Raw genomic sequence first — 24,463 nt, 5'->3', positions numbered from 1 at the left:
AATATATCAGGTTTTTGAACTAAGATATCAAATCAGATATAATGAGTTAGAGTATGAACATAGTGATTCTAAAAATGCTAAACAATTTAAAAAAAGTTTGTGAGTTTTTTTCAAAGAATTAAATAGTAAAAGCATTTTTTCAGTTACATAGGAGTTCTAACAAGCTTCTTTCAGCACTCCGGTAATGGTATTTTTGCGCAAAAATACACATTAGAAAACATCAAAAGGAAAAGAGGGGATTCGGGTGTCAAAGGTACTTAAATCTTTGCTACTCACGGCACTACTTGGGGTTACCGGCCTTATAAGTGGTTGTGGTGACTTGACGGTACTTAATCCAAAAGGGCCAGTTGCTAAAGGTCAGTCGGACTTAATTATTTATTCGATTATATTTATGCTGGTTATTGTTTTGACGATTTTTGTATTGTTTACGATTATGTTGGTTAAATACCGCGAACGGAAAGACATTTCAAACTACGAGCCAGATATGCACGGCAGTAAAAAACTGGAAATTTTTTGGACATTGATTCCAGTTGCTATCGTTATTGCTCTAGCTATTCCGACGGTAAAAACAATTTATGCAGGGGAAGAAGCACCAAAAGTGACTTCGCATAAAGATCCAATTATTATTTACGCAACAAGTGCAGACTGGAAATGGATTTTTAGTTATCCAGATGAATCGATTGAAACGGTGAACTATGTAAACATTCCAACCGACCGTCCTGTACTATTCAAATTAACTTCCGCAGATACGATGACAAGCTTTTGGGTTCCGCAATTAGGTGGGCAAAAATATGCGATGTCTGGCATGACGATGAATTTATATTTACAAGCAGATGAAGTTGGTACATACAAAGGTCGTAACGCAAACTTCAACGGCGAAGGTTTTGCAGATCAACGCTTTGATGTAGTGGCTCAATCTGAAAAAGATTTCAAAAAATGGGCAAAAGAAACGAAAGCTAGCTCGCCAGTTATTACGCAAGACATCTATGACCGTCTGTTAATTCCTGGAAGCTCTAAGCAAAAAACTTATTCTGGTACGCATTTAGCATTTGTTGATGTAGCAGCTGATCCAGAGTATGTTTTCTATGCCTACAAACGTTTTGGTTATGAGATGACAAATCCGCATGATCCAAACACAAAATCAACCATTTCTGATAAACCAATGCTACCGGTTCGTCCTGTTACAGTAACTAATCCGCAATTTGAGCGTCATGATATGAAGCCACAAATTATTAAAAATGGTGAAGGTTACCATGAGGACAAACACCGCGAAGACGAAATGAAGAAAATGGAAGAAGACATCCAAACAAATGAATTCAATAAAAAAGAATCGGATGACGCAGGGAAGTAAAAGGGGGGACATAAGGCATGAAATGGAATGAGTTTATCGTAACTGGTGACCCGATGATTTTAGGTGCGCAAATTTCTATCGTACTTGTAAGTATTGGTGTTGTTGCGTTACTAACTTATACAAAAAAATGGAAGTGGCTCATGAAAGAGTGGATTTCTTCCGTTGATCATAAAAAAATAGGTATTATGTATTTGCTTGCTGCTGTCTTAATGTTTTTCCGTGGTGGTGTGGATGCGCTAATGATGCGTACCCAGCTCGCTTTACCGGATATGAAATTTTTAGACGCACAGCATTACAATGAAGTATTTTCTACGCACGGAACGATTATGATTTTATTTATGGCAATGCCGTTTATCATCGGACTGATGAACATTGCCGTACCACTTCAAATTGGTGCGCGTGATGTAGCATTTCCATTTTTAAACAACTTAAGTTTTTGGACGTTCTTTATGGGAGCGATGCTATTTAACTTATCATTCGTAATTGGTGGTTCGCCAGATGCTGGTTGGACAAACTATGCGCCACTTGCGACAGATTTTAGCGCTGGATATGGAATTAACTTCTATCTTCTAGGTGTTCAAATCGCTGGTATTGGTACGCTGATGACGGGGATTAACTTTTTCGTCACGATTTTACGAATGCGTACAAAAGGTATGACATTAATGAAAATGCCGATGTTTACTTGGTCTTCATTAATTACAAGTTTGATTATTATTTTCGCTTTCCCAGTTTTAACAGTGGCGCTTGCTTTAATGTCATTTGACCGACTGTTTGGGACAGCATTCTTCACACTCACGAATGGCGGGCTTCCAATGATGTGGGCCAACTTGTTCTGGGTTTGGGGGCATCCGGAAGTATATATTGTTATTTTGCCAGCTTTCGGTATTTTCTCAGAGATTATCTCTACTTTCTCGAGGAAAAAATTATTTGGTTATCCGGCGATGGTTGCTGCGATGGCAGTTATTTCTTTACTAAGTTTCCTAGTTTGGGTCCATCACTTCTTTACAATGGGATCAGGGGCGCTTGTTAACTCCTTCTTCTCCATTACAACGATGATGATTGCGATTCCGACCGGGATTAAGATATTCAACTGGCTCTTTACGATGTACAAAGGGCGAATAACCTTTACAACGCCAATGCTTTGGTCGCTTGCCTTTATCCCTAACTTTGTTGTCGGTGGGGTAACTGGGGTTATGCTTGCGATGGCTGCGGCCGATTATCAATATCACAATACGTATTTCTTAGTATCTCATTTCCACTATGTATTAATTGCTGGAACCGTGTTCTCCTGCTTTGCCGGGCTTACATACTGGTATCCAAAAATGGTCGGTTACAGACTGAATGAAAAAATTGGTAAATGGTTCTTCTGGATTTTCGTTGTTGGATTTAACGTTTGTTTCTTCCCGCAATATTTCCTAGGACTTGATGGTATGCCTCGTCGTATTTACACTTACGTTCAAGGTGATGGCTGGACAACGCTTAACTTTATCTCTACAGTGGGCGGATTCTTGATGGGTGTGGCGTTCTTAGTTCTTTGCTACAACATCTACTACAGCTATAAAAACTCTAAACGTGAAGTTACTGGTGACCCGTGGGATGCTCGTACGCTTGAATGGGCTACAAGTTCCGCAGTTCCGCCAAAATATAATTTTGCTGTTTTACCTGAATGGAATGACTTGGATGATTTCTGGAATAGAAAACAAAAAGGCGATCCATATGTAAATGATAAAAATTATAAACCAATCCATATGCCAAGTAATACGATGGTTGGATTTGTGATGTCGGTCTTCTTCTTCATTGCCGGTTTTGGACTAGTCTTCTACTGGTACTGGATGGGAATTATTGGTCTTGTTGGTATTTTAGGATGTATGATTTATCGTTCGTTCCAAAATAACGACGGCTACCACGTGGAAGTGGACGAAATCAAAGAAACAGAAGAACATAATGCGCGTGAACTTGCGACTGGTGTGAAGGAGGGTAACCCATGGAATCTGTAGAAACAAATAAAAATCTGCCCATTGAATATAGATCAGAACAAGGTCGATTAAATATTCTTGGATTCTGGATTTTCCTTGGCGCCGAAATTGCGTTGTTTGCGACTCTCTTTGCAACTTACTTTGTTATGAGAAAGGCTGGCTCGAATGCGGGTCATCCGCCAGCAGAAATGTTCGAACTTTGGCTTGTCCTAATAATGACATTTTTACTACTAACAAGTAGCTTCACGTGCGGTCTTGCAATTGGTGAGATGCGTAAAGGTAATGTGAAAATGTTGACGATTTACTCGATTATTACCCTGATTCTTGGTGCGGGATTTGTTGGCTTTGAGCTGTATGAATTTGCACACTATGTGACGGAAGGCGTTACGATGCAAGTCGGTTCTTACTGGTCGGCATTCTTCGTTCTACTAGGGACGCATGGTCTTCACGTAACGGTTGGGATTTTCTGGATTAGTTTTATTCTGATTCAAATTAAAATGCATGGTTTGACGCCAAAAACAGCATCAAAAGTATTTATTTCCAGTTTATACTGGCATTTCCTTGATGTTGTGTGGATTTTCATTTTCACCGGTGTCTATTTGCTAGGGATGGTGAACTAATATGACACAAAATAATAAATCAAATGCAGCACATGCTGAAGGTGGCATTCCTTGGAAACATATTGTTGGCTTTGCATTATCAGTTATTTTGACGCTTCTAGCAGTCTGGGTAGCTCTTTATTCAACGCTTACAACAAATGTTAAGGTAGTTATTATTTTCATCTTTGCGTTCATTCAGGCAGCCCTACAGCTTCTGATGTTCATGCACATGACAGAAGGCCGCGATGGTAAAATCCAAATCGGTAATATTTTATTCGCAGCATTTATTGCGATTGTCGTAGTTATTGGTTCTTATTGGGTAATGGAAATTGGCCATATGAATCATTTGTTATAAAAAATAAGCTGATGCATGGAACGGTATACACCGAACTAGCATCAGCTTTTTTTATTTTGCGGAAATATCACCATTACTATTAATGGTTGCATTTGGAGAAATGGATTGCAGGTAATTTAATTGTGCTGTCTTGGAAGAACCTTCAAGCATATTAATTTGATTGCCTGAAATAATACCCGGATCAAAATGGGCGGTTACTTTTCCTTGATCAAAATTCAGTTTATAAATACCTGTTTCTGCCGAATGACCTGAAACATAGTCAGGGAATAAGAAATTACCTAATGAATAAGCAATTGGAACATCTTTGTATACTTCAAAACCTTGGAGCCAGTGTGGATGGCTAGCAACAATTGCATCAACTAAATTATCATCCACTAGTTTTTTCATGTATTGGGTTTGATAATCTACAGGTGTATTCGTCTTTTCAACTCCCCAGTGAAAATAAACGACCATATAATCAATATCTTTATTTTTTGCGCGTTCTTCTTTGATTTTTTCTTCGACAAGGTTTAAATCATAACCATTAGTAACCCCTGGAGTATCTTCGTCGGCAATCCAACCCGTATTCGGGAAAAAGTGGCAAAACGACATGAAACCAACTTTGTTTCCTTTGATGTCAGCTACTTTAAGTTGATAAGCTTCATCTTCATTTTTACCAGCCCCAACATAGGCTAAATTATTGGCGCGCAATGCCGCCGTTGTGTCGAGTAATCCATCTTCGTAATAGTCTAAAATGTGGTTATTACTAATATTAACCATATCAACCCCAGCATTTTTCAGAGCTGTTAAAGAACTAGGATCACTTTTAATCCAAAATTCTTGGTAAGGGACTTTTTTTGTTCGAGTTGTAATGGCAGTTTCTAAATCAACGAAGGTATAGTCACTAGATTTCAGTTCCTCGCGAACGTTATCAAAAGGATAGTCCATTCCCTTCTCTGCTAAAACTGGACGTAAATCCCAATCAAACATAATATCACCTGTAAAATCAATGTTAAATGGTTCTTTTGGTTTTGGCGGTGTCTCTTTTTTCTTTTTAACAGCAACAACAGTTTTCTTTTTTGGCTTAGCGGTATCTTTGTTGTTTGTCATGATGTTGTTTACTAATAAACCAATGGAAAAGATTAAAATAATTGACACTATCAGTATAATCCCTTTTTTTCTGGATTTCATTTTTTCTCCTCCTAATTTAAAAGTTAATTAATTCTATCAGCCTGAAGAAAAAGGATTTTATCAAAAATAGGCTCTTTTGCGTGTTTTGATGGCTAAATTGTGAACATTAAAATCATAAAAATGAAGGCGACTTTAAAAAATTTTAAATTATTGCTTGCTATGTAATGCATTACATATTTTATAGTGGAGAAGTAAATTATATTCGTGAGAGGAGTTAGACATAATGACAGAATCAAAATTTCCTAAAGGCTTTTTATGGGGCGGAGCAGTTGCTGCAAACCAATGTGAAGGCGCATATCTTGAAGACGGCAAGGGACTTTCACTAGTAGATATAGTACCAACAGTAGAGGATGGACGCTGGGATGCTTTATTCAATCCAACGAAAGCGCTTTCCACTGATTACGGTTTTTACCCAAGTCATGAATCAATTGATTTTTATCATCGTTATAAAGAAGACATTAAATTAATGGCAGAAATGGGCTTCAAATGTTTCCGTATGTCCATCAGCTGGCCACGTATTTTCCCAAATGGTGACGAAACTACACCAAATGAAAAAGGATTAGCATTTTATGACAAAGTTTTCGATGAATGTCATAAATACGGTATCGAGCCAGTAGTTACAATCAACCATTTCGATACTCCACTAGAAGTTTTCAAAAAATATGGTGGTTGGAAAAATCGCAAATGTATCGATTTTTACTTAAATTTCTGTGAGGCTATTTTCACGCGTTACAAAGATAAAGTAAAATATTGGATGACATTTAACGAAATTAACATGATTCTTCATATTCCTTTCTTTGGTGGCGGCATGGACGTTACTAACGAAGAAAATCCAGAAGAAGTAAAATATCAAGCGGCTCACCACCAATTAGTTGCATCTGCTTTAGCGACAAAACTTGGTCATGAAATCAACCCTGAAAACCAAATCGGTTGTATGCTTGCAGCTGGGAATACATACCCAATGACATGTAACCCAGAAGATATTTGGAAATCCATTCAAGCGGACCGTGAAGGCTACTTCTTCATTGACGTTCAAGCGCGTGGTTACTACCCAAGCTACACTAAACGTTTCTTCAAAGAACACAACATCAACATCCAAATGGAAGATGGCGACTTAGACGCATTACGCGATCACACTGTTGATTACGTGGCATTCAGCTACTATTCTTCTCGTCTAACAAGCGCAGATCCAGAGAAAAACAAAGAAACAGAAGGCAACGTTTTCGCAACACTAAAAAACCCATACCTAAAAGCAAGCGAATGGGGCTGGCAAATTGATCCACTAGGTCTACGTATTACTATGAATACAATTTACGACCGTTACCAAAAACCACTTTTCATCGTTGAAAATGGCTTAGGTGCAGTGGATACAGTGGAAGAAGACGGATCAGTTAATGATGATTACAGAATCGACTACATGCGTGAACACGTTCGCGAAATGGGCGAAGCAATCGAGGACGGCGTGGAACTCCTTGGCTACACACCATGGGGCTGCATCGACCTTGTCAGCGCTGGCTCTGGCGAAATGAAAAAACGCTACGGCTTCATCTACGTTGACCGCGACAACAAAGGCAACGGAACATTAAACCGCTCGAAGAAAAAATCATTCGACTGGTACAAAAAAGTAATTGAAACAAACGGTAAAGATATCGACTAGAATATAGGAAACCCCCACTTTCATAACCGGAAGTGGGGGTTTTGTTTTATTGTTTTTTTGAGTTTTCTTGTTGTTGGATTTCAGAAACTGTTTTATTTACTTCATTTTTGCGCCACATACTCACATCTTCAGGAACACTAACACTATTTTCAAAATGTTCATCGTATATTGTAGCACTAAAAAACAGAGACTCATCATCATTGATATAACCTTCTATGTAGGGAATTCCCATAGGCGAGACCTTTACATGAGTAAAAGTTACTTTATTAATATTGCTATAGTTATATTTTAAAAATTGTTCAATTCTAGGGGACTCTTCTTTTAGGAATGCTTCTCTTTCCACATTTTCTTGATGTTTTTTCCAAAATAAAACCCCACTAAAAACTATGATTAAAATTAAAAAAAGAATTAAAATTGTGTATTTCTTCAAAGGTCTTCACCTCAAGGATTTTTGTTTTTTTCTTGTTGAATTTCAGAAACTGTTTTTATATTTTCTTCGTTTTCAGTTTTCAGAAACTTTTCATCTACTTCTTTTGCAGAATTTACTATCTCTACTCCGGCTGAATCAAAGAGTCCAGCATCAATCCATAGATCTTCGTCCCCATTTATATAACCTTTAATGTGAACTACACCAGTTGGATTTTCCTGTAAACTAGTTAAAGTAATTTCATTAACACCATTGTAATTATAATCGAAAAACGCTTCAATTCTTGGTTTTTGTTGAGTAAATATTGTTGATTTATATTCTTTTTCTTGATTTTTCACAATAAAGTAGCCTCCTAGTAAACTTAATATTATAATTGTAATAGTAGAAAAAATAATTATATTTTTTTTGTTCATATTTTCACCTCATTAAGATAATAACATAGAAAGGAGATGGCTTGTTATGAAAGTGAAAGATGACACAAATTTTTATTTATCAGATGAAGTATATAATTCGTCTTATCTAAAAGAAGGAGAAAAAATAAAACTTAGCAACAAAGAAACCTGGATAACCATCAACTCCACAAACCAAAACAACGGTCTTCAAGCAATTGCAGTGGTGCCCTTAAAAGACTACAAAAACTATAATAGCGGGAATTTAAAAGTATATAATCATATTATTTTTGTTTCAAGAGGTTCGGAAGAGTTAGATGATTGGAAGGAAAATATAGGTTTGCTTGATAAGGATGGTAGCAAGCAAAGTCAATTTAAATCCTATGATAAATTTGTTAATGAAACACTGAAAAAATATAGAACTATGGATTATAGTTTCACAGGTCATAGTTTGGGCGGTGGATTGGCTCAGTATGAGGCAGTGAAGCATTTAAAGCCTGCCGTAACGTTTGCTGCTGCGCGGTCATTTAATAAATTAACAGAAGAAGAGCAAGAAAAAGCTCTACGCGGAGAATATTGGAATCTAATAAAAGACTATTATCATTCAGATGATGTTGTTGGGATGTTACCTCCGAATGCAACCGTTTTTTACCAGCAATTTTTAATGAAACGAAATACGAGCAAAAATAAATTAGACAAACTAGGTATCGGTGGGCATATGCAGTCTACTTTTACAGGGTGTTTTGGGGAAAATGGTTCTGCTGAGTTACTAGTTAAACCAGATGAAATCATCAATCAAATTAGACGATTAGATGATGTTTTTATGAAAATGCGCCAGATAGAAAATATCATGCAAGATTACGAGGAATGGGAGAAGAGTCAGTCACAACGTTTGCGATATAGGCTAGATGAAGAAACTTGGGAGGGTGGAAAGTATAGCGAATTAACGAATTGGGATGTGGATGATGTGCTTACAGAAGTCTCACAGAAATATAAAGATGGTGTATATAGATTCCATGACACGGATAAATTTGAAGAGTTCTATGATGGAAATCGGAAAGCAATTCAAAAGTTAAGTGATTTTAAAGAAGAAGTAATTAGTGCTGCACTCTCCTTTAGTAAAAAAGATAAAGAGCTAGGAAGTTGGATAAAAGAAAATAGTAAAGGATGGTAGAAATGTACGGGAGTTCACCAAGATCAAGCAAAATAGAGAGCTATGATTATTATGCGAAACAAGAGCAACAGCGACTACAAGCTAAGTTAGAAAACAAAGATAAAGAACTAAGTAGCCAAGAAAGAGCGGATATAATCGCTGCGCAACGAGCTTTAGACAAGCAGATGCAAAAACAACATTTACAATCAGAAGTCCCTAAAAAAGTATCAGAAATAATAGAAGATGGAAAACAAGAATTGGCAAGAATTGACCAGTTATGGGTAGATTTACTTGCAGATTATGCGGATATTGTAACGCAAATGGAGAATTCATTTGAGTCTAAAACAGGGCATGCTTTAAAAGAATGGATGACACAATATCGTAGCTATCAAATTGTTCCCAATGAAAATTTAATCTATGATTCCAAAGCTTCTCTCAAATTAGATAAATAAAAACGCTGCTATCCTATTATGATAGCAGCGTTTTTCTCAATACGAAATCGCGCGTTTTGCTTGTTTGCTCCAACAAGTATTAAAATAACTTTGCGAAATTCGGGCGTTTTTTTGGCCAGACCAGCTGTCGTTGTAGTAAAAATTATTCTTATCGTAGCCGGTGATGGTAATTGCGTGGACAGAAAAGCCGTGGAAATTACTAACCCAAGCTACAACTGGACGTTTTTTATTCAACTGATTTTTAATGCCACCCAAATTGGTTCCGGTCATATTTTTCGCAGTACCAGTATATTTTTTCACTTGATTCACTAAAGCGGGAGGATAAATTGTCCAGCCACTTTTAGAAAAAGGATTCCCAACGAAACCATAATTCGGATTGGATTTATGTCGTTTCATTTCTTTGGCGAGTTTGACTTTATCGACGTTTTTCCCAGCATAGCGTAGCATCATCGCAATGTTTGTAATTTCGCAGCCGGTTGGTAATTGTGGGCGCTGAACGATTAGAGGCACGTTCATTTGCACAATTTTTGGCGTTGACGGTGCTGGTGTGGGAGCTGGTGCGGCGGTTGCAACTTTTACATATTTCCCAGATACGTAGCCGTTTTTCCCTTTAAAACTAAAGCGATACCAGTTATTGGATGTTTTGGCGATCGCTTTGAATTTTGTATTATTTTTAAGCCAGCCGACAACTTTTCCTGATGTGGCGTTGGTTGAACGAACATTGAGACTTGCGGTTGTTACCATTTGCTTATTTATCAACGTTTCCTTTGCCGCCGCCTGACCAGTTGTAGAAACACTAAATACACTTAAAACTAATCCCAAGACGAGTATCCATTTCCCCCATTTTCCCAAAAAAGTCCCCATTATTTCCCCCTTTGACACAGATTACTTATGTATACCCTATTTTTCAAAAATAAAAAGAAAACGCTTGCATAAATGAAATACCCGTGTTACTATAAAAATGAACTTAACGTGTTAACCGGTTATTAGTAAAAAGTTCAGTGATAGCAGGCTAATTCAAGTTTGCAATCAAAAAATTATCATGGTACCATTAACCTAAAACTTAACGTGTTAACGCGCGGGATGCTTTAGGGGGAATTTGTTATGGCGGAACCAAAATACGCTATTATAATCAATGATATCAAGCGATTAATTAATGACGGAACTTTTAAGCCAGGAGAAAAAATTTATTCAGAAGATGAACTGAAAAAGAAATACAACGTTAGTAATACAACTGTGGTTCGCGCTTTACACGAATTAGTACGAGCTGGGATTTTAGCGCGTTATCAAGGAAAAGGCACCTATGTCAGTAAATCGATTATTAACGAAGAAGTTATTTTTAATGAGTATACAACGGTACCAAACGGAAGATTCAATCGTAAAACAAAAATTACTAACGAACACACAAAAGTAGTTGCCATTAACGAAATTCAGGATGCGCGAATCGCTAAAAAATTGCAAATTCCACCTGAAAATATGATTGTTCATTTTCAACGAATCCGCCTTATTGATGATCTACCTTGGACTGTTCAAAATAACTATATGGCGAAATCTAATTTGATCAACGTCGATTTAACGAATTTCGAAAAGTTTAATTCTTTATCTGAAGTGATTAAAGAGCTGTATGGCATTAATATTCTGCACGAAGCGATGAAAGAAAGAATTCAAGTCGAATTTCCAGTAAAAGACAAAAATAATTTCAAATTACTCGAAATTGATACCGAATTACCACTTTATCATATTGAAAGAATAACTTATGTGCCAGAGGGGCAACCCTATGAATATATTGAAAGTTATTTACGGCATAATTTTTACTCTATTGAAATTGAAAAGAAAAAACAATAGAAGGGAGTTAATTACTTGGATTATATTATCGCAGCACATGGCCGGTATGCGCAGGAAGTGAAAAATAGCTGCCAAATGATTACTGGCCAAACAACCAATATTTATGCAGTTACTTTTACCGAAGAAATGGGGGTGACGGATGTATTAGACGCCTATACGGCAGTTTATTCACCTATAAATGAAACCGCTATCATAGTGGATATAGTTGGTGGAACTCCGTGTAATGCTGCTCAAATGTTTCGTGCAAAACATCCAGAAGTTAAAGTCGTATCAGGTTTGTCGCTAGGATTAATCATCCCACTTAGCCTTGGAGAAAGTTTAGAAGGGGCGATGCTTGGCGCGAAAGAAAACATTCAATTTGTAGAGCAGAAAGTAAATAAAACAACAGTAAGCGATGATGGGGAGGAAGAGGACTGATGGGAAGTAACGGAATTAAACATGTACGCGTAGATGAAAGGCTAATTCACGGGCAAGTTGCAACAATGTGGACCAATACTATAAAAGCAACGCGAATCATGATTGTTGATGACGCCGTTGTAAAAAATGATATGGAAAAAATTGCCCTAAAAACCGCAGTGCCGGCTGGTGTTAAATTAAGCATTCTGACAGTCAAAGGTGCAGCAAACAATATCAATAGTGATAAATACGCAGGCCAACAAGTTTTCTTAATTGTAAAATCACCTCAAGCTCTTCGTGGTTTAGTAGATGCCGGTGTAGAACTTCCCCAAATCAATGTTGGAAATATGTCGACTAAAGCAGGGAGCCGCCAAATCAAAAAATCAGTTAGCGTGACGGATGAAAATTTGGAAGATTTTGATTATTTATCTAAAAAAGGGATTAAAATCACTGCTCAAATGGTTCCAAGTGAAGATGCAGTTGAATTTGCAAATTTATTAAAAAAATAAGTTATAAGAAGGGAGAACTACAATGGATTTAGCAATTTGGCAGATTATATTGTTAGTTATACTTGCAGCTTGTACCATTCTTGATGCTTTAACTTTAGTAATAGGACTTAATTTCCCTGTAATAACAGGAACGCTTGCTGGAATCATTATGGGTGATATGGTGCTCGGACTTGCAATTGGGGCAACGTTACAGCTGATGGTTCTAGGTGTTGGTACATACGGCGGCGCGTCGATTCCTGACTTTACAACGGGAGCAATCGTCGGAACAGTATTTGCCGTTTTATCAGGTCAGGATGCGGAATTTGCGATTGGACTTGCAATTCCAGTAGGACTTTTAATGGTTCAATTAGATATTTTAGCAAGATTTACCAATACATTTTTCTTGCACCGGATTGATACTAATATTGCTTCGGGAAATATCTCGGCGGTTAAACGGAATATTTGGTACGGGGCATTACCATGGGCGTTGTCACGTGCGGTTCCAGTATTTATCATGTTGACTTTCGGACAAAGCGTGGTTGATTTTATTCTTAATGAAATTCCAGAATGGCTGATGGGCGGACTTCGTGTAGCTGGTGGAATTCTTCCAGTAGTTGGTATCGCGATTCTCCTTCGTTACTTGCCAACAAACAAATTCGTCGCCTATTTGATCATCGGTTTTGTAGCAGCAGCCTATCTAAAAGTACCAATGCTAGGCGTAGCGCTAATTGGTGTAGCTTTAGCAATCATCTACTTCAAACAAAATTTCAAAAATCCAGTAGCTGTAGGAGCAAATGGCGCAGCGCTAGTTGGGGAGGAGAATGAAGATGGCGAATACGAAGACTGAGCAGGATTTTGAAAAAGTCCTCAAGAGACGCGATTTAATAGCAGCAAACTTTCGTTGGTTGTTTGCCAGCCAAATCTGTTGGAACTATGAGCGAATGATGTCAACTGGTTATCTTTATAGTATTATGCCAACACTTCGTAAGCTTTATAAAACAGACGACGATTTAAAAGATATGATGAATATGCACAACCAATTTTTCAATACGAATCCTATGGTCGGCGGTCTGATTTTAGGTATGGACATGGCGATTGAAGAACGAGAAAAGAAAGCTTCAAAAGAGGTCGTAACTGGTTTGAAAACTGGTTTGATGGGACCGTTTGCTGGTGTGGGAGATACGATTTTCGGGGTTATTTTACCGACGATTTTTGGATCAATTGCAGCATATATGGGGCTTCAAGGTAATGTGACGGGTGTGGTTATCTGGGTATTAGTTAATATTTTAGTTGTAGGAGCTAGATTCACTCTACTTCCACTCGGATATAAGCAAGGTGCGAAACTAGTAACTGAATTCGCAGACAGACTTAACGCGTTAACCGATGCAGCTATTCTGCTGGGAGTCACGGTCGTTGGAGCACTGATACCAACCGTAATCAAAGCAACTGTCCCATTCGTTTATAAATCAGGAAAAGTAGAACTAAAAATGCAAGACATGCTCGATCAAATAATGCCGTCACTCGTTCCAGTTTTACTCGTGGCGCTAATCTATGCACTTTTAGGCCATAAAAAAATGACATCTACGAAAGCAATTTTATTAGTAATGGTTATTGCGATTATTTTATTCAACCTAAAAATTCTAGGTTAAAATATAAAAATTGGAGGAATAGACAAAATGGGATTAACTTTTTTTGACAAAGCGCGTGAATTAACCGAGGAACTAGAAAAAACACAGGCGGAAAGTATTCATCAAGCAGCAAAATTGGTAGCAGACAGCATTATGAATGACGGGATTATTCAAGCATTCGGTAGTGGGCACTCTTATGCGGCCGCCATTGAAGTATGCGGGAGAGCGGGAGGACTTATTCCTTCGAAAGTTATTATGGATCCGGCTGGTGGCTATTATGAATCTATTGAGGGCGTTGGTTCCTTGCTGACTCATAGATTACAAGCTAAACCAAATGATATCTTCTTTCTTATATCTAATTCAGGTCGTAATCCGATGGGAATTGAGCTTGCGGAATGGATTAAATCGCAAGGCTGCAAATTGATTGTTGTAACAGCGCTAGATGCCTCGCAAACAGCGGCTTCTAGACATTCTTCTGGAAAACTGTTGTATGAATTTGCGGATGTTATTTTAGATAATCGTTCAATCCAAGGGGATGCGGCACTTGAATTAGATGGATTAGAAGGAAAAGTTTGCGGTACATCTTCCTTCTCAGCCGTTCTGCTTCTACAACAAACAATTTATGAAGCGGTAGAACTTATGCTGGAAAAAGGCTATACACCGCCAGTTTATCGCAGCGCTAATATTGATGGTGGCTACGAATACAATTTTGCGATTGAAGACAAGTTCGCTGATCGGATTTTCCACTTATAATAAAAAACGGGCGCGAAAATGAACGTTGTTTTCGCGCTTTTTTTGGAGGCTAGAAGATGGTTTTAAAAGAGGCGTGTATTGAAAACACTACTAACTTGGCAAAAGTTATTGCTGCTGGAGCTAATCGAGTTGAGCTTTGTGATAATCTGGCGGAGGGCGGGACTTCTGTTAGTTACGGAGTTGCAAATTATGTGGTACAAGTTTGCCATGAACAAAATGTGAGCGTAATGGCGATGGTTCGTCCTCGAAAAGGCAATTTTAGCTATACAAAAGAAGAAATTGCGATTATGCGTGAGGATATTTTGATGTATAAGAAAATAGCGGTTGATGGGGTGGTTTTCGGCTGTATTACGGATGCAGGATTACTGGATAAACCAGCTATAAATGAGTTGATAAAGGCGGCGAAAGGTGTCGAAGTGACTTTTCATATGGCATTTGATGAGTTAATAGAAACGGAAAAATTACCGGCGATAGATTGGCTAGCGGAGCAAGGTGTCACGCGAATTCTTACGCACGGCGGGGACGGGGCTAAACTTCCAGAAGAAACCTTTATCAATTGGCGAAAATACATCGATTACGCAGCGGACCGAATAATTATTTTACCCGGCGGCGGGATTAAATTACACAATATAAAATGGATTTTAAAAGAAACCGGAGCAGCTGAAATCCATGGCACTGACTTGTTTGGGGAGCACTAAAACTCCCCAAATAAATTTATTTTAAAAAAAGGGTTGCAACCGTTTTCTTTATATGATATATTTATCTCATCACAAAGGATTGTTACCAATTCATTGGGCAAAACCTAAGCTGATTTGAAGGACACGTATATACGTGGAGTCCTCGAATGAGCTTAGGTTTTTCTTTTTGCCCAAAAAACCAAAAAGAGGAAGGAAGTCGTCAAAATGAAATATGAACAGTTAGCAAAAGACATCCTGAAAAATGTCGGCGGTAAAGAAAATATCAATAGTGTTTTCCATTGTATTACCAGACTTCGGTTTAAACTGAAAGATGAGAACATTGCGAACACAAAAGAAATTGAAAAACTTGATGGAGTAATTTCTGTCATTAAAAGTGGTGGTCAATACCAAGTAGTTATTGGTAACCATGTACCAGACGTATTTAAAGCAGTATTAGAAGTTGGTGGAATTTCATCTGAAGGAGATGAAGAAAGCGCTCCTGCAAGTGGTAATCTATTCAACCGTTTTATCGATATGATTTCTGGCGTATTTACACCAGTTCTAGGTGTATTAGCCGCAACAGGTATGATTAAAGGTTTCACAGCAATGTTTGCAGCATTTGGTTGGATTACAGTTACTTCAGGAACTTACCAATTACTATTTGCAATTGGGGATTGTTTATTCTACTTCTTCCCAATTTTCCTAGGTTACACAGCAATGAAAAAATTCGGCGGAAACATATTTATTGGGATGGCGATAGGTGGTTCCCTAGTTTATCCTACACTTGCAGGTATTACAGCAGGTGACCCAATTTACACACTTTTCTCCGGAACAATTTTTGAATCTCCAATTCACGTAACATTCTTAGGAATTCCAGTTATCTTGATGTCTTATGCATCTTCTGTTATTCCGATTATTTTAGCAACATACTTTGGTTCAAAAGTAGAAAAAGGCTTCAAGAAAATCATTCCAGATGTAATCAAAACTTTCGTAGTTCCATTCTGTACATTATTAGTAGTAGTTCCACTTACTTTCCTTGTAATCGGACCAATCGCAACTTGGGCTGGTCAACTACTTGGAGCAGGAACAATTTGGATTTATAACTTAAGCCCAGTAATTGCTGGTTTAGTATTAGGTGGTTTCTGGCAAGTATTCGTTATCTTTGGACTTCACTGGGGTCTTGTTCCAGTGGCAATCAACAACTTAACAACTCTTGGAGCAGATCCAGTACTTGCAATGATGTTTGGTGCTTCTTTTGCCCAAATCGGTGCAGTATTAGCAGTGTTCTTCAAAACTAGAAATACAAAACTTAAATCTCTTAGTATCCCAGCATTTATTTCCTGTATCTTTGGCGTAACTGAGCCAGCGATTTACGGGATTACATTACCACTGAAAAAACCATTCATCATGAGCTGTATCGCTGGTGCAATTGGTGGCGGAATCATTGGTTTTGCAAGTGCAAAAGTTTATATCGTAGGTGGACTTGGAATCTTCGGTCTTCCTAACTTCTTCCAACCAGGCGCTGGTATTACAAGTGCATTCTGGTGGGTAGTTATCGCAATCGTTATCAGCTTCATCCTTGGTTTCATCTTAACTTATGTAGCAGGATTCAAAGATCCAGCTAATGTAGTAGTAGAAGAATCTAACACAGTTGAAGGCGAAACTTTAATCGAACGTGAAACAATTCCAGCTCCAGTAGTTGGCGAAATCGTAACTTTAGCAGACGTAAAAGACGAAGCATTTTCATCCGGTGCACTTGGAAAAGGTGTTGCAATCATCCCGACTGTTGGACGTGTAGTAGCTCCAGCAGCAGGAACAGTAACAACTATCTTCCCAACTGGTCATGCAATCGGTATTACAACTAAAGACGGTGCAGAAGTATTAATCCACATCGGTATGGACACAGTTCAACTAGAAGGTAAATTCTTCACAGCACACGTTAAACAAGGTGATGTAATCGAAAAAGGTCAATTACTAACTGAATTTGATATTGAAGGCATTAAAGCAGCTGGATATGACGTTACAACTCCAGTAGTAGTAACAAACTCTAATCAATATTTAGACGTAATGATCACAGATGCAAAAGAAGCAAAACTTGAAGAACGTTTAATCACATTAGTAATTTAAGACTTCTAAATAAACAGCTTGGGCGCTATCTTGCTCAAGCTGTTTTTGTGTTATACTGGGGAAAAATAGGCGGTGAAGCATGTGTTAGTAAAAGGTGACGCAGTGGGGATTATTTGTTGTTCTGACGGGCGGAAAGCGGAAGATAAGTCGCGAATTGAGCGGCTGGAGGAAGTTTTGAGAACAGAATTTGGTTTGCGAGTCATATTTGCCCAGACCATTTTTCAAATTGAAGCCTCGCCTTACAGTGGTTCTCCTAAAGAACGGGCAAGAGAACTGATGAAATTGTATCAAGACTCAGAGGTGAAAGTGATATTTGATATTTCTGGTGGAGATGCAGCAAATCAAGTACTGCCTTATCTTGATTTTGATATTATCCGAAACGCGCCAAAGCCATTTGTTGGCTACAGTGACTTAACGGTTATTCTGAATGCTCTTTATGCGAAAACGGGGCAGCCAGGTTTTAATTATCAATTATTGCACTTAGTTGGAAAAGATAGCGAGTTGCAGCAAAGCCAGTTTAGAAGAAGCTTTTTTGAAAATTGCATATCAATTAATGGAGAGCAGCTCAATGATTTTGAATGGCGCGCTGGAGAAGTTATCGGTGGGAATATTCGTTGCTTTTTGAAATTGGCAGGAACGGAATTTATGCCAGATTTTACTAATAAAGTGATTTTGTTGGAGAGTTTGGGTGGAAAAGAGGCAAAAATAGCTTCTTATGTGGCGCAATTAGAGCAGTTGGGTGTGTTTTCTAACTGTTTGGGGATTATTGTCGGACAACATTCAGAGGCGGAGGAAAGCGGCGAGTACGATAGGATAGCTCGCTTATATCAACAGATTGGGCGAGAATATAAGTTGCCGATTTTCCGAACGAACGAAATTGGGCATAGCGGAGATGCGAAACCATGCTGCATAGGAGAGAAAGTTAGCATCTCACGAGAAACATTAACAAATTTTTAATATTTTTATTGCGAAATGTTCATAATTAACCTTTAATATAGAACTTGTAAGCAAGGAATACAATTAGTTTTACTCCCTTTTTGCTAATTGTAATCTTCCTTAAAATCCTAAACTCCCTTTTTGGACCGACTTGATTGTCGGTCTTTTTTTATTTTCCAAGCTGATAACTATTCAATTTTTTGTTAAAATGATAACATAAAAGAAAACGCGTATGAAAAAGGAGTTTTTATCATGAAAGTTGAAGGATTGCTTGGATTTTTAGGGGCGGCACTGGGGATTGGATTTAGTTTGATGGTTCTTGTTATTCCTGACATTTCACAGGCTTTAGAAGAGGAATCGTTTTTCTTCTATATGTTAACAATTGGTTCGCTTGTGCTTTCAGGGGTTGGGCTTGCAGGATCGTTTGTTGTTTCGCATAAGCCACGTCTTGGTGGAGCAATGATGGTTGCGGCTGCAATCGGTTGTACAATGTCGATTTCGATTATGTTCTTACTACCAATCGTATTACTTGCTGTTGGTGGATTAATCGCACTAATTAACTATGAAGAAGCTGCTTCAGTAGAAGAATAAAACAAAAACGCTGTCCGCGCGGGCAGCGTTTTTTTATTAACGATTAAGATGTTTTTTCAAAAAGCAGTAAATTCCGTCAGCGTCATTTGCGGCAGTGACAAAATCAGCGCTTTTTTTCACAAGTTCGCTTGCGTTTTCCATTGCGACCCCTGCGCCAGCTACTTCAAGCATTCCAATATCATTTTCACCATCGCCGAAAGTAATTACATTTTCTGGCTTGATATTTAAATGTGCAGCCAGATTTTTCACGGCATATTTTTTATCCATATCTTTTGGCAAAATTTCGATGTTGTTAGCATGGGAAGAAAGAATGGAAACATCGGCTAATTTTTCTAATTCGTTTCGAAGGACAGCTAATTTATCAAAATCCTCTTCTTCAATCACGATGCCGTTAATAAACTGATCCGCGTGTTGTAGGAAAGCTTCTTCCGTTTTAATAGCAACGAGTTTTGTCGCATTAACGCGGCCTTTGTCTTCCTCATCGGTAAAATAATAAGGCGGATTTTTTGTATAGTAAACCGTATCCGTGGAGAAGAAAAACACTGGCAAATCATGAGCTTGGCACAACGAAAACGTTTCTAATAACGCAGATTGCTTCATTTTTTCTTGTTGGATGATTTCGCCGGATACTGCTACCACGCCGCCGTTTGAAGCGATGATATCTGCTTTTGGATGAACGAGTTTAGCGAAATCTGTTGCAGAATTGTACATTCGACCAGTGGAAACGGCAAAATGATGGCCTTCTTCTATTAGTTGTTGCAACATAGTTAATGTTTTTTCGGATATTGTTTGATTTTTTAGTAGTAATGTCCCGTCTAAATCGGAGCAAATTAAGTATTTTTCCAAGTAAACCTTCCTTTCGTTATAGCTTAGAGCCGCAAGATTCGCGGATAATTAATTCTGGATTATGGTTAATGATCATTGGCTCAACTTGGCCGTTAATAGCGCTAATTAGTTGTAAAATGGCCATTTTTCCAAGATATTCATTGTGTTGGTCCATGGAAGTTAAGCGCGGAGTTTGGTAATCTCCATTCATAAATTGATCGCAGCTGACAATCGCGATATCTTCCGGACAAGAAAGTTTAGCATCATTAATCGCCCGAATCGCCCCGATAGCAACATTATCATTGATAGCAACGAGCGCTGTCGGTAACGTGGTATTGTTCTCTAAAAGTTGAGTCATCGCTGCATAACCATCCGCCGTATAGTAATCAGAAAGCACAACCCAGTCGTCATTTAGCGGATGTTGATAGCTAGCCATTGCTTCTTTAAAAGATTCAAGTCGATAACTAGTAATTTTTACGCCAGCTTCCCCGCCGATAAAACCGATATTTTTATGACCGAGCGCTGTCAGATGGCTGACTAAAGTTGTAACGCCTTTTTTCAAATTACGTTCAATAAATAAACAGTTGAGCTCAGGTATTTTTGACCCGATAACAACTACTGGAATGGCTTTATTTAACTGATTTAAAGCAGTAATATAATCTTTTGGAACGATTTCTTTATCAATTTCGCCACCTAAAATAAGTAACCCATCAACTTGCTTTTCTAAGATGATTTTTAAGTAATCTTCCTCAGTTAATGGATGGTTGTTGTTCTTATTATTTGGCTCAGCAAGCATGGTATTGAACAAAATTGTTGAAAACATATAATCTAGCGCGAATTTTTGAATTTGCGTTATCAGTGAAATGAAATAGGGATTAGAAATATCTGGTAAAATCACGCCGATATTCTTGGTTTGCTTATTAACCATTCCACGAGCAAATACGCTAGGTGTGTAGTTATGTTCATCGATGATTGCTTGGATTTTTTGGCGTTTCTTAGCTGAAACAGAGGGACTATTATTGATAACCCGTGAAACCGTGGAAACGGAAACACCACTAAGTTTAGCAATTTCTTGTATAGTTATTTTTTTCATTAGGAATGTTCACCTCATAAGCATTTTTAACTATTTTAAGTGTAGCGTATTTATAGGCAAATAACAAGTATAATTTGGTAACGTTATCAAAAATACGCAAAAAGGGGTTGACATATTAAAAATATCCAGTTATTCTATGTTAGAAAGCGCTATCAACAAATGGTTTAATTTGGTAACGTTACCAAAAATGAGGTGGAATAGTTGAACATACAAGAATCTGTCATCGGCATTGATCTAGGTGGCACTAAAATTTTAATCGGCGAAGTAACGAGAGACGGGGAGGTGCTGAATTCCAAGAGTTATCCGAGCAACACAGAAAACCAAACTAAAGCAGTGGAAGTTTTACTAAACGCATTAGATGATTACACGCAAAATATCGGTTTTATAGCAGAAAAGCAAATCGGTGTTGGCGTTGGTCTAGTCGGACGAGTGGATTATAAGTCAGGTGTTTGGCTAGAAATCGAACCAGGGAAAACAAATCCAACCCCTCTTGCAGAAATATTAGAAGCAAAAACGGGATTACCAGTAAGTTTAGGTAATGATGTAGTTTGCGCAACGATGGCTGAAAAACAATTTGGTTGGGGACGAGAAACGAACGATTTTATTTATTTGAATGTTGGAACTGGCCTAGCTGCTGGATTTGTGGTGGATGGACGCATTACGCAAGGCGGGCACTTTAACGCTGGTGAAATTGGCCATGCTGTTATAGATATTCATAGCGATGTAGCTTGCGGCTGCGGTAGACGTGGTTGTGTGGAACGCCTTGCTTCGGGTCTTGGCATAAAAGAAGAAGCGCTAAGACATTTAAAAGATTACCCAACATCGGTGCTTGCCGAAAACCCTGCCGAACTAACTGGGAAAATGGTTCTTCATGCAGCGGAACAAAAAGATGAACTTGCTGAAAGAATCGTTGATAATGCGACGCTTCAATTAGCCAATTTGATTATGAATCTGGTTCGTACAACGGATCCAGAATGCGTCATTCTTGGCGGCGGCGTGACGAGAAATGAGCATTTTTTCCAAAAGATAATGGATAATCTTCAAAGTAATACAATCCGGTTTGTTACAAAAGGTGTTGTTCGCTCTAAGCTTGAGAAGGATAAAGTGGGCTTAATCGGCGCGGCAGTTATTGGAATGAAGCTAGGAGAAGAAGGAGGAAAAGAATGAAGCCAAGTATGAAACGACAAATTGCCCAAACTGGTATTATTCATCGACCACTCCCTATTGAAACAGAACATGCGCTAGAAACATTAGCGAAAAAGAAACAAGTTTTATCAAGCAGAGTACTATTTAGCGCGGAACAGCAAGTTTCCTTGGATTTTGCACATCAAGGAGTAGGAGATTTTATTATTTCTGATAAAGGTGAAATTAAGTTAACTTCACCAGTCGTTATGCCACACTGGCCAGCTGGTGCGCCGGATGACGGTGACTACACCAATTTTGGTAACGTTACCATATATGCGCCGCTTGAAAACGAGAACTGGAGCGACTTTAACCGCGTGCGAATTCAAGTTTTTCCAGATTTTCCTGGAGTGACGAATCCGTATTTAATGATCAGTTTTAAAAACGATGGAACCGTGAAAGTGCCTGATATATATGGCCGTGAGGGAGTTCATGGGGTGAATTTAATCAATCATGAATGGAATGATGTCATTTTCGAAATTGAAGGTTTGCCGCGCGACCAGATGACGGAAATTAGTTTCAGTTATTACTTGAATGGTCCAGAGCGGCTGACTGCTGGAACGATGGAATTATTCATTAATGAAATTAAATTAGAGCAAATCAGCGAACCGGAAATTTCGAAAGGTTGGGTTCCTCAAGATAACGCGCTGATTTATTCCCATAACGGCTACTCCAAAGAGATGCCAAAAGTGGCGTTTTGTGCGAATAAAATAGAAGCAACTTCCTTTACAGTCCATGAAAAAGAAACAAATACGGTTGTTTTCACTGGAAAAGGTTATCAAAATACGACTGAAACTGGCAATTATATCATTCTTGATTTTTCAGACTTGCAGACGGTCGGTGAATACTATTTGAAATTTGCTGAAATGCAAACGGAAACATTCCAAATTGGGACTTCTGAGGTAATTTGGGAATCTTCTATCTGGAAATCGCTCAATTTTATTTTCTGTGAACGTTGTGGTTGTCCGGTTTTTGGGAAACATACGACTTGTCATGCGGATATTATTGCTGAGCATGCAGGGAAACAGCTGTCATTTAATGGTGGTTGGCACGACGCGGGGGATGTTTCGCAACAGCTCATTCAAACGGCGGAAGTGACGATGGCTTTATACGAAATGGCTGCAAGTTTACCTGGAAAAGAGGAAACATTGCGGATGCGTCTTTTAGAAGAAGGCGAATGGGGACTTGATTTCATTTTGAAAACGCGCTTTGGCGATGGTTTTAGGGCGACTAGTGCGGGTATGACAAGGTGGACGGATGGGCTTGTTGGTGGCATGGATGATGCGATTGCGCGCGTTCATAATCAGGCGTACGAGAACTTTTACTGCGCAGGGATTGAAGCGTATATTGGTAGCCGAATCGCTGATAACACTACTATGCGGAACCATTTACTGCGAATTGCGGAAGAGGATTTACTTTTTGCAATAGCGGAATTGGAAAAACACGGAACAGGTCAAAAACCGATTTTCTGGGAGCATACGTATCAAACCTCTGAAAGTTTATATTACGCAACGGCTTCTTGGGCGGCTTCGATGGTTTACCAACTGACAAATAAAGAAATTTATGCTGAAAAAGCGCTTGAATGGCTTGGTTTGATGCTTGAAGCGCAAGAAAAAGCAGGGATTGAAGACAGCGAAACTGGCGAGCTTTACAAAGGATTTTTCTATCGCGATAATACGCACAATGTCATTCAGCATTTCAATCATCAAGCGCGCGAACATCTTTATTTAATGGCACTTGAGGCAGCACTTGAAACACAACCAGCGCATGCAGAGAAACAAACTTGGCTACAATCAGTCGAAATGTACGGCGATTATTTGAAAAAAGTAACGCGTTTCACTAAACCGTATCCGCTCATTCCAGCAGGACTTTACAAAAAAGACGAGTATTTGGACGAAGCAAGTTTTCATTTACAGCATTTACTCATTGATGAACGCGCGATAGAAGAATACCAATTGCAATTCGAGCAAGGCATCAAAATAAACGACGAGATTGCTTTACGGAAATTCCCGATTTGGTTCTCGTTTAGAGGAAATAATGCCATTTTACTTTCAGCAGGAAAAGCGGCATCGATTGCTGGGAAAATTCTACAAGATAAAGCACTTTTAGATATTGCGGAAGGTCAATTGCAGTGGGTAATTGGAATGAACCCGTTTGGACAATCAATGATGCACGGCGAAGGTTACCGCTATGCACAGCAGTACAGTGTGCTGAACGGCGAAATTACAGGGGAAATACCAGTCGGAATGGAAACTTTTAGAAATGAAGATGAACCATACTGGCCGGAGTTTAATAATGCAACTTATAAGGAAGTTTGGGTCGGTAACGCCGGCAAATGGATGTCAATTGTAGCAGATTTAAACAAAATAACAGGAAAGTCATAGGAGGACAAA

General features: G+C 38.5%; 25 protein-coding genes. 19 read left to right on the top strand and 6 right to left on the bottom strand.

Translation table 11 applies throughout. The annotated features are described in order from the left end of the window. Positions 1–244 precede the first annotated feature (244 nt). From qoxA to qoxD, 4 genes are read left to right on the top strand one after another with little or no spacing between them, the layout of a single operon-like run. Complete coding sequence (qoxA, locus tag HCX62_RS10735; RefSeq protein WP_185639049.1) at positions 245–1,351, top strand: cytochrome aa3 quinol oxidase subunit II; 1,107 nt, start codon at positions 245–247, stop codon at positions 1,349–1,351. Positions 1,352–1,368: 17 nt separating this feature from the next. After that, the gene (gene qoxB, locus HCX62_RS10730) at positions 1,369–3,348 is read left to right on the top strand and encodes a cytochrome aa3 quinol oxidase subunit I (RefSeq protein WP_003732172.1); all 1,980 of its coding nucleotides are present in this window, start codon (positions 1,369–1,371) and stop codon (positions 3,346–3,348) included. Continuing rightward, positions 3,336–3,947 carry a cytochrome aa3 quinol oxidase subunit III gene (qoxC, locus tag HCX62_RS10725; protein WP_003721631.1) on the top strand — a complete coding sequence of 204 codons (612 nt, stop codon included), beginning with the start codon at positions 3,336–3,338 and terminating at the stop codon, positions 3,945–3,947. The genes qoxB and qoxC overlap by 13 nt, the downstream gene beginning before the upstream one ends. A gap of 1 nt (position 3,948) precedes the next feature. Beyond that, complete coding sequence (gene qoxD, locus HCX62_RS10720) at positions 3,949–4,281, top strand: cytochrome aa3 quinol oxidase subunit IV (RefSeq protein WP_003725633.1); 333 nt, start codon at positions 3,949–3,951, stop codon at positions 4,279–4,281. Between the two features lie 51 nt (positions 4,282–4,332). Here qoxD and HCX62_RS10715 read toward each other — a convergent pair whose 3' ends face one another. Then, positions 4,333–5,451 carry a CapA family protein gene (locus HCX62_RS10715; RefSeq protein ID WP_185639048.1) on the bottom strand — a complete coding sequence of 373 codons (1,119 nt, stop codon included), beginning with the start codon at positions 5,449–5,451 and terminating at the stop codon, positions 4,333–4,335. 223 nt (positions 5,452–5,674) lie between these two features. Between HCX62_RS10715 and HCX62_RS10710 the strand changes: the two genes are divergently transcribed. Next, positions 5,675–7,108, top strand: coding sequence for a 6-phospho-beta-glucosidase (locus HCX62_RS10710; protein WP_185480520.1), 1,434 nt, complete (start codon positions 5,675–5,677; stop codon positions 7,106–7,108). Between the two features lie 46 nt (positions 7,109–7,154). Here the strand turns inward: HCX62_RS10710 and HCX62_RS10705 are convergent, their stop codons facing one another. Further along, positions 7,155–7,538: a DUF1433 domain-containing protein gene (locus tag HCX62_RS10705; protein ID WP_185639047.1), complete on the bottom strand. Its 384-nt coding sequence runs from the start codon at positions 7,536–7,538 to the stop codon at positions 7,155–7,157. 11 nt (positions 7,539–7,549) lie between these two features. After that, positions 7,550–7,873: a DUF1433 domain-containing protein gene (locus HCX62_RS10700; protein ID WP_312025973.1), complete on the bottom strand. Its 324-nt coding sequence runs from the start codon at positions 7,871–7,873 to the stop codon at positions 7,550–7,552. A 121-nt stretch (positions 7,874–7,994) separates the two neighbouring features. Here HCX62_RS10700 and HCX62_RS10695 point away from each other — a divergent pair, with 121 nt between their 5' ends. Together HCX62_RS10695 and HCX62_RS10690 are read left to right on the top strand one after the other, a co-directional pair. After that, the gene (locus HCX62_RS10695; RefSeq protein ID WP_185639045.1) at positions 7,995–9,098 is read left to right on the top strand and encodes a Tle-like phospholipase domain-containing protein; all 1,104 of its coding nucleotides are present in this window, start codon (positions 7,995–7,997) and stop codon (positions 9,096–9,098) included. Between the two features lie 2 nt (positions 9,099–9,100). After that, positions 9,101–9,529 (top strand): hypothetical protein, encoded by a 429-nt coding sequence (locus tag HCX62_RS10690; RefSeq protein WP_185639044.1) that lies wholly within the window; start codon positions 9,101–9,103, stop codon positions 9,527–9,529. 36 nt (positions 9,530–9,565) lie between these two features. Here HCX62_RS10690 and HCX62_RS10685 read toward each other — a convergent pair whose 3' ends face one another. Beyond that, positions 9,566–10,393 carry a C39 family peptidase gene (locus HCX62_RS10685; RefSeq protein ID WP_185639043.1) on the bottom strand — a complete coding sequence of 276 codons (828 nt, stop codon included), beginning with the start codon at positions 10,391–10,393 and terminating at the stop codon, positions 9,566–9,568. Positions 10,394–10,633: 240 nt separating this feature from the next. On the opposite strand from HCX62_RS10685, the gene HCX62_RS10680 reads away from it, so the two are divergent. From HCX62_RS10680 to HCX62_RS10635, 10 genes are all read left to right on the top strand, one after another. Continuing rightward, positions 10,634–11,374 carry a GntR family transcriptional regulator gene (locus HCX62_RS10680; protein WP_185639042.1) on the top strand — a complete coding sequence of 247 codons (741 nt, stop codon included), beginning with the start codon at positions 10,634–10,636 and terminating at the stop codon, positions 11,372–11,374. Between the two features lie 15 nt (positions 11,375–11,389). Continuing rightward, positions 11,390–11,791, top strand: coding sequence for a PTS sugar transporter subunit IIA (locus HCX62_RS10675; protein WP_185639041.1), 402 nt, complete (start codon positions 11,390–11,392; stop codon positions 11,789–11,791). Then, positions 11,791–12,279: a PTS sugar transporter subunit IIB gene (locus HCX62_RS10670; protein ID WP_185502781.1), complete on the top strand. Its 489-nt coding sequence runs from the start codon at positions 11,791–11,793 to the stop codon at positions 12,277–12,279. Before HCX62_RS10675 ends, HCX62_RS10670 begins: the two co-directional genes overlap by 1 nt. A 22-nt stretch (positions 12,280–12,301) precedes the next feature. Next, positions 12,302–13,105 (top strand): PTS mannose/fructose/sorbose/N-acetylgalactosamine transporter subunit IIC, encoded by an 804-nt coding sequence (locus HCX62_RS10665; RefSeq protein WP_185639040.1) that lies wholly within the window; start codon positions 12,302–12,304, stop codon positions 13,103–13,105. Beyond that, complete coding sequence (locus HCX62_RS10660) at positions 13,080–13,907, top strand: PTS system mannose/fructose/sorbose family transporter subunit IID (protein ID WP_185391736.1); 828 nt, start codon at positions 13,080–13,082, stop codon at positions 13,905–13,907. The genes HCX62_RS10665 and HCX62_RS10660 overlap by 26 nt, the downstream gene beginning before the upstream one ends. Positions 13,908–13,934: 27 nt before the next feature. Continuing rightward, positions 13,935–14,639, top strand: coding sequence for an SIS domain-containing protein (locus HCX62_RS10655; protein WP_185391735.1), 705 nt, complete (start codon positions 13,935–13,937; stop codon positions 14,637–14,639). A 56-nt stretch (positions 14,640–14,695) separates the two neighbouring features. Beyond that, on the top strand, positions 14,696–15,337 hold the full coding sequence (locus HCX62_RS10650) for a copper homeostasis protein CutC (protein WP_185639039.1): 642 nt from the start codon (positions 14,696–14,698) through the stop codon (positions 15,335–15,337). 204 nt (positions 15,338–15,541) lie between these two features. Then, positions 15,542–17,443, top strand: a complete 1,902-nt coding sequence (locus tag HCX62_RS10645) for a beta-glucoside-specific PTS transporter subunit IIABC (protein WP_185639038.1) — start codon at positions 15,542–15,544, stop codon at positions 17,441–17,443. A gap of 81 nt (positions 17,444–17,524) precedes the next feature. Next, positions 17,525–18,400 carry a S66 family peptidase gene (locus HCX62_RS10640; RefSeq protein WP_185639037.1) on the top strand — a complete coding sequence of 292 codons (876 nt, stop codon included), beginning with the start codon at positions 17,525–17,527 and terminating at the stop codon, positions 18,398–18,400. A 231-nt stretch (positions 18,401–18,631) separates the two neighbouring features. Beyond that, complete coding sequence (locus tag HCX62_RS10635) at positions 18,632–18,970, top strand: DUF4064 domain-containing protein (RefSeq protein ID WP_003728738.1); 339 nt, start codon at positions 18,632–18,634, stop codon at positions 18,968–18,970. A gap of 36 nt (positions 18,971–19,006) precedes the next feature. Here the strand turns inward: HCX62_RS10635 and HCX62_RS10630 are convergent, their stop codons facing one another. Both HCX62_RS10630 and HCX62_RS10625 read right to left on the bottom strand, forming a co-directional pair. Further along, the gene (locus HCX62_RS10630; RefSeq protein WP_185639036.1) at positions 19,007–19,816 is read right to left on the bottom strand and encodes a Cof-type HAD-IIB family hydrolase; all 810 of its coding nucleotides are present in this window, start codon (positions 19,814–19,816) and stop codon (positions 19,007–19,009) included. 16 nt (positions 19,817–19,832) lie between these two features. After that, on the bottom strand, positions 19,833–20,888 hold the full coding sequence (locus HCX62_RS10625; RefSeq protein ID WP_185639035.1) for a LacI family DNA-binding transcriptional regulator: 1,056 nt from the start codon (positions 20,886–20,888) through the stop codon (positions 19,833–19,835). 201 nt (positions 20,889–21,089) lie between these two features. On the opposite strand from HCX62_RS10625, the gene HCX62_RS10620 reads away from it, so the two are divergent. Both HCX62_RS10620 and HCX62_RS10615 read left to right on the top strand, forming a co-directional pair. Beyond that, positions 21,090–22,055, top strand: a complete 966-nt coding sequence (locus HCX62_RS10620) for an ROK family protein (protein ID WP_185639034.1) — start codon at positions 21,090–21,092, stop codon at positions 22,053–22,055. Then, a complete protein-coding gene (locus HCX62_RS10615) occupies positions 22,052–24,454 on the top strand; it encodes a glycoside hydrolase family 9 protein (protein ID WP_185639033.1) in 2,403 nt (800 codons plus the stop codon). Before HCX62_RS10620 ends, HCX62_RS10615 begins: the two co-directional genes overlap by 4 nt. Positions 24,455–24,463 lie beyond the last annotated feature (9 nt).

It is taken from the genome of Listeria swaminathanii (genome assembly GCF_014229645.1).
Classification (GTDB): Bacteria; Bacillota; Bacilli; order Lactobacillales; family Listeriaceae; genus Listeria; species Listeria swaminathanii.
The sequence above is the reverse complement of the archived record's forward strand: the minus strand, read 5'-3'. Positions and strand labels throughout refer to the sequence as shown.

What these genes read in the sequence shown, in the direction of transcription:
- qoxB (WP_003732172.1), top strand. Translation starts at nt 1,369, where the DNA reads ATGAAATGGAATGAGTTTATCGTAACTGGTGACCCGATGATTTTAGGT.
- qoxC (WP_003721631.1), top strand. Translation starts at nt 3,336, where the DNA reads ATGGAATCTGTAGAAACAAATAAAAATCTGCCCATTGAATATAGATCA.
- qoxD (WP_003725633.1), top strand. Translation starts at nt 3,949, where the DNA reads ATGACACAAAATAATAAATCAAATGCAGCACATGCTGAAGGTGGCATT.
- HCX62_RS10715 (WP_185639048.1), bottom strand. Translation starts at nt 5,451, where the DNA reads ATGAAATCCAGAAAAAAAGGGATTATACTGATAGTGTCAATTATTTTA.
- HCX62_RS10710 (WP_185480520.1), top strand. Translation starts at nt 5,675, where the DNA reads ATGACAGAATCAAAATTTCCTAAAGGCTTTTTATGGGGCGGAGCAGTT.
- HCX62_RS10695 (WP_185639045.1), top strand. Translation starts at nt 7,995, where the DNA reads ATGAAAGTGAAAGATGACACAAATTTTTATTTATCAGATGAAGTATAT.
- HCX62_RS10690 (WP_185639044.1), top strand. Translation starts at nt 9,101, where the DNA reads ATGTACGGGAGTTCACCAAGATCAAGCAAAATAGAGAGCTATGATTAT.
- HCX62_RS10685 (WP_185639043.1), bottom strand. Translation starts at nt 10,393, where the DNA reads ATGGGGACTTTTTTGGGAAAATGGGGGAAATGGATACTCGTCTTGGGA.
- HCX62_RS10680 (WP_185639042.1), top strand. Translation starts at nt 10,634, where the DNA reads ATGGCGGAACCAAAATACGCTATTATAATCAATGATATCAAGCGATTA.
- HCX62_RS10670 (WP_185502781.1), top strand. Translation starts at nt 11,791, where the DNA reads ATGGGAAGTAACGGAATTAAACATGTACGCGTAGATGAAAGGCTAATT.
- HCX62_RS10665 (WP_185639040.1), top strand. Translation starts at nt 12,302, where the DNA reads ATGGATTTAGCAATTTGGCAGATTATATTGTTAGTTATACTTGCAGCT.
- HCX62_RS10660 (WP_185391736.1), top strand. Translation starts at nt 13,080, where the DNA reads ATGAAGATGGCGAATACGAAGACTGAGCAGGATTTTGAAAAAGTCCTC.
- HCX62_RS10655 (WP_185391735.1), top strand. Translation starts at nt 13,935, where the DNA reads ATGGGATTAACTTTTTTTGACAAAGCGCGTGAATTAACCGAGGAACTA.
- HCX62_RS10650 (WP_185639039.1), top strand. Translation starts at nt 14,696, where the DNA reads ATGGTTTTAAAAGAGGCGTGTATTGAAAACACTACTAACTTGGCAAAA.
- HCX62_RS10645 (WP_185639038.1), top strand. Translation starts at nt 15,542, where the DNA reads ATGAAATATGAACAGTTAGCAAAAGACATCCTGAAAAATGTCGGCGGT.
- HCX62_RS10635 (WP_003728738.1), top strand. Translation starts at nt 18,632, where the DNA reads ATGAAAGTTGAAGGATTGCTTGGATTTTTAGGGGCGGCACTGGGGATT.
- HCX62_RS10625 (WP_185639035.1), bottom strand. Translation starts at nt 20,888, where the DNA reads ATGAAAAAAATAACTATACAAGAAATTGCTAAACTTAGTGGTGTTTCC.
- HCX62_RS10615 (WP_185639033.1), top strand. Translation starts at nt 22,052, where the DNA reads ATGAAGCCAAGTATGAAACGACAAATTGCCCAAACTGGTATTATTCAT.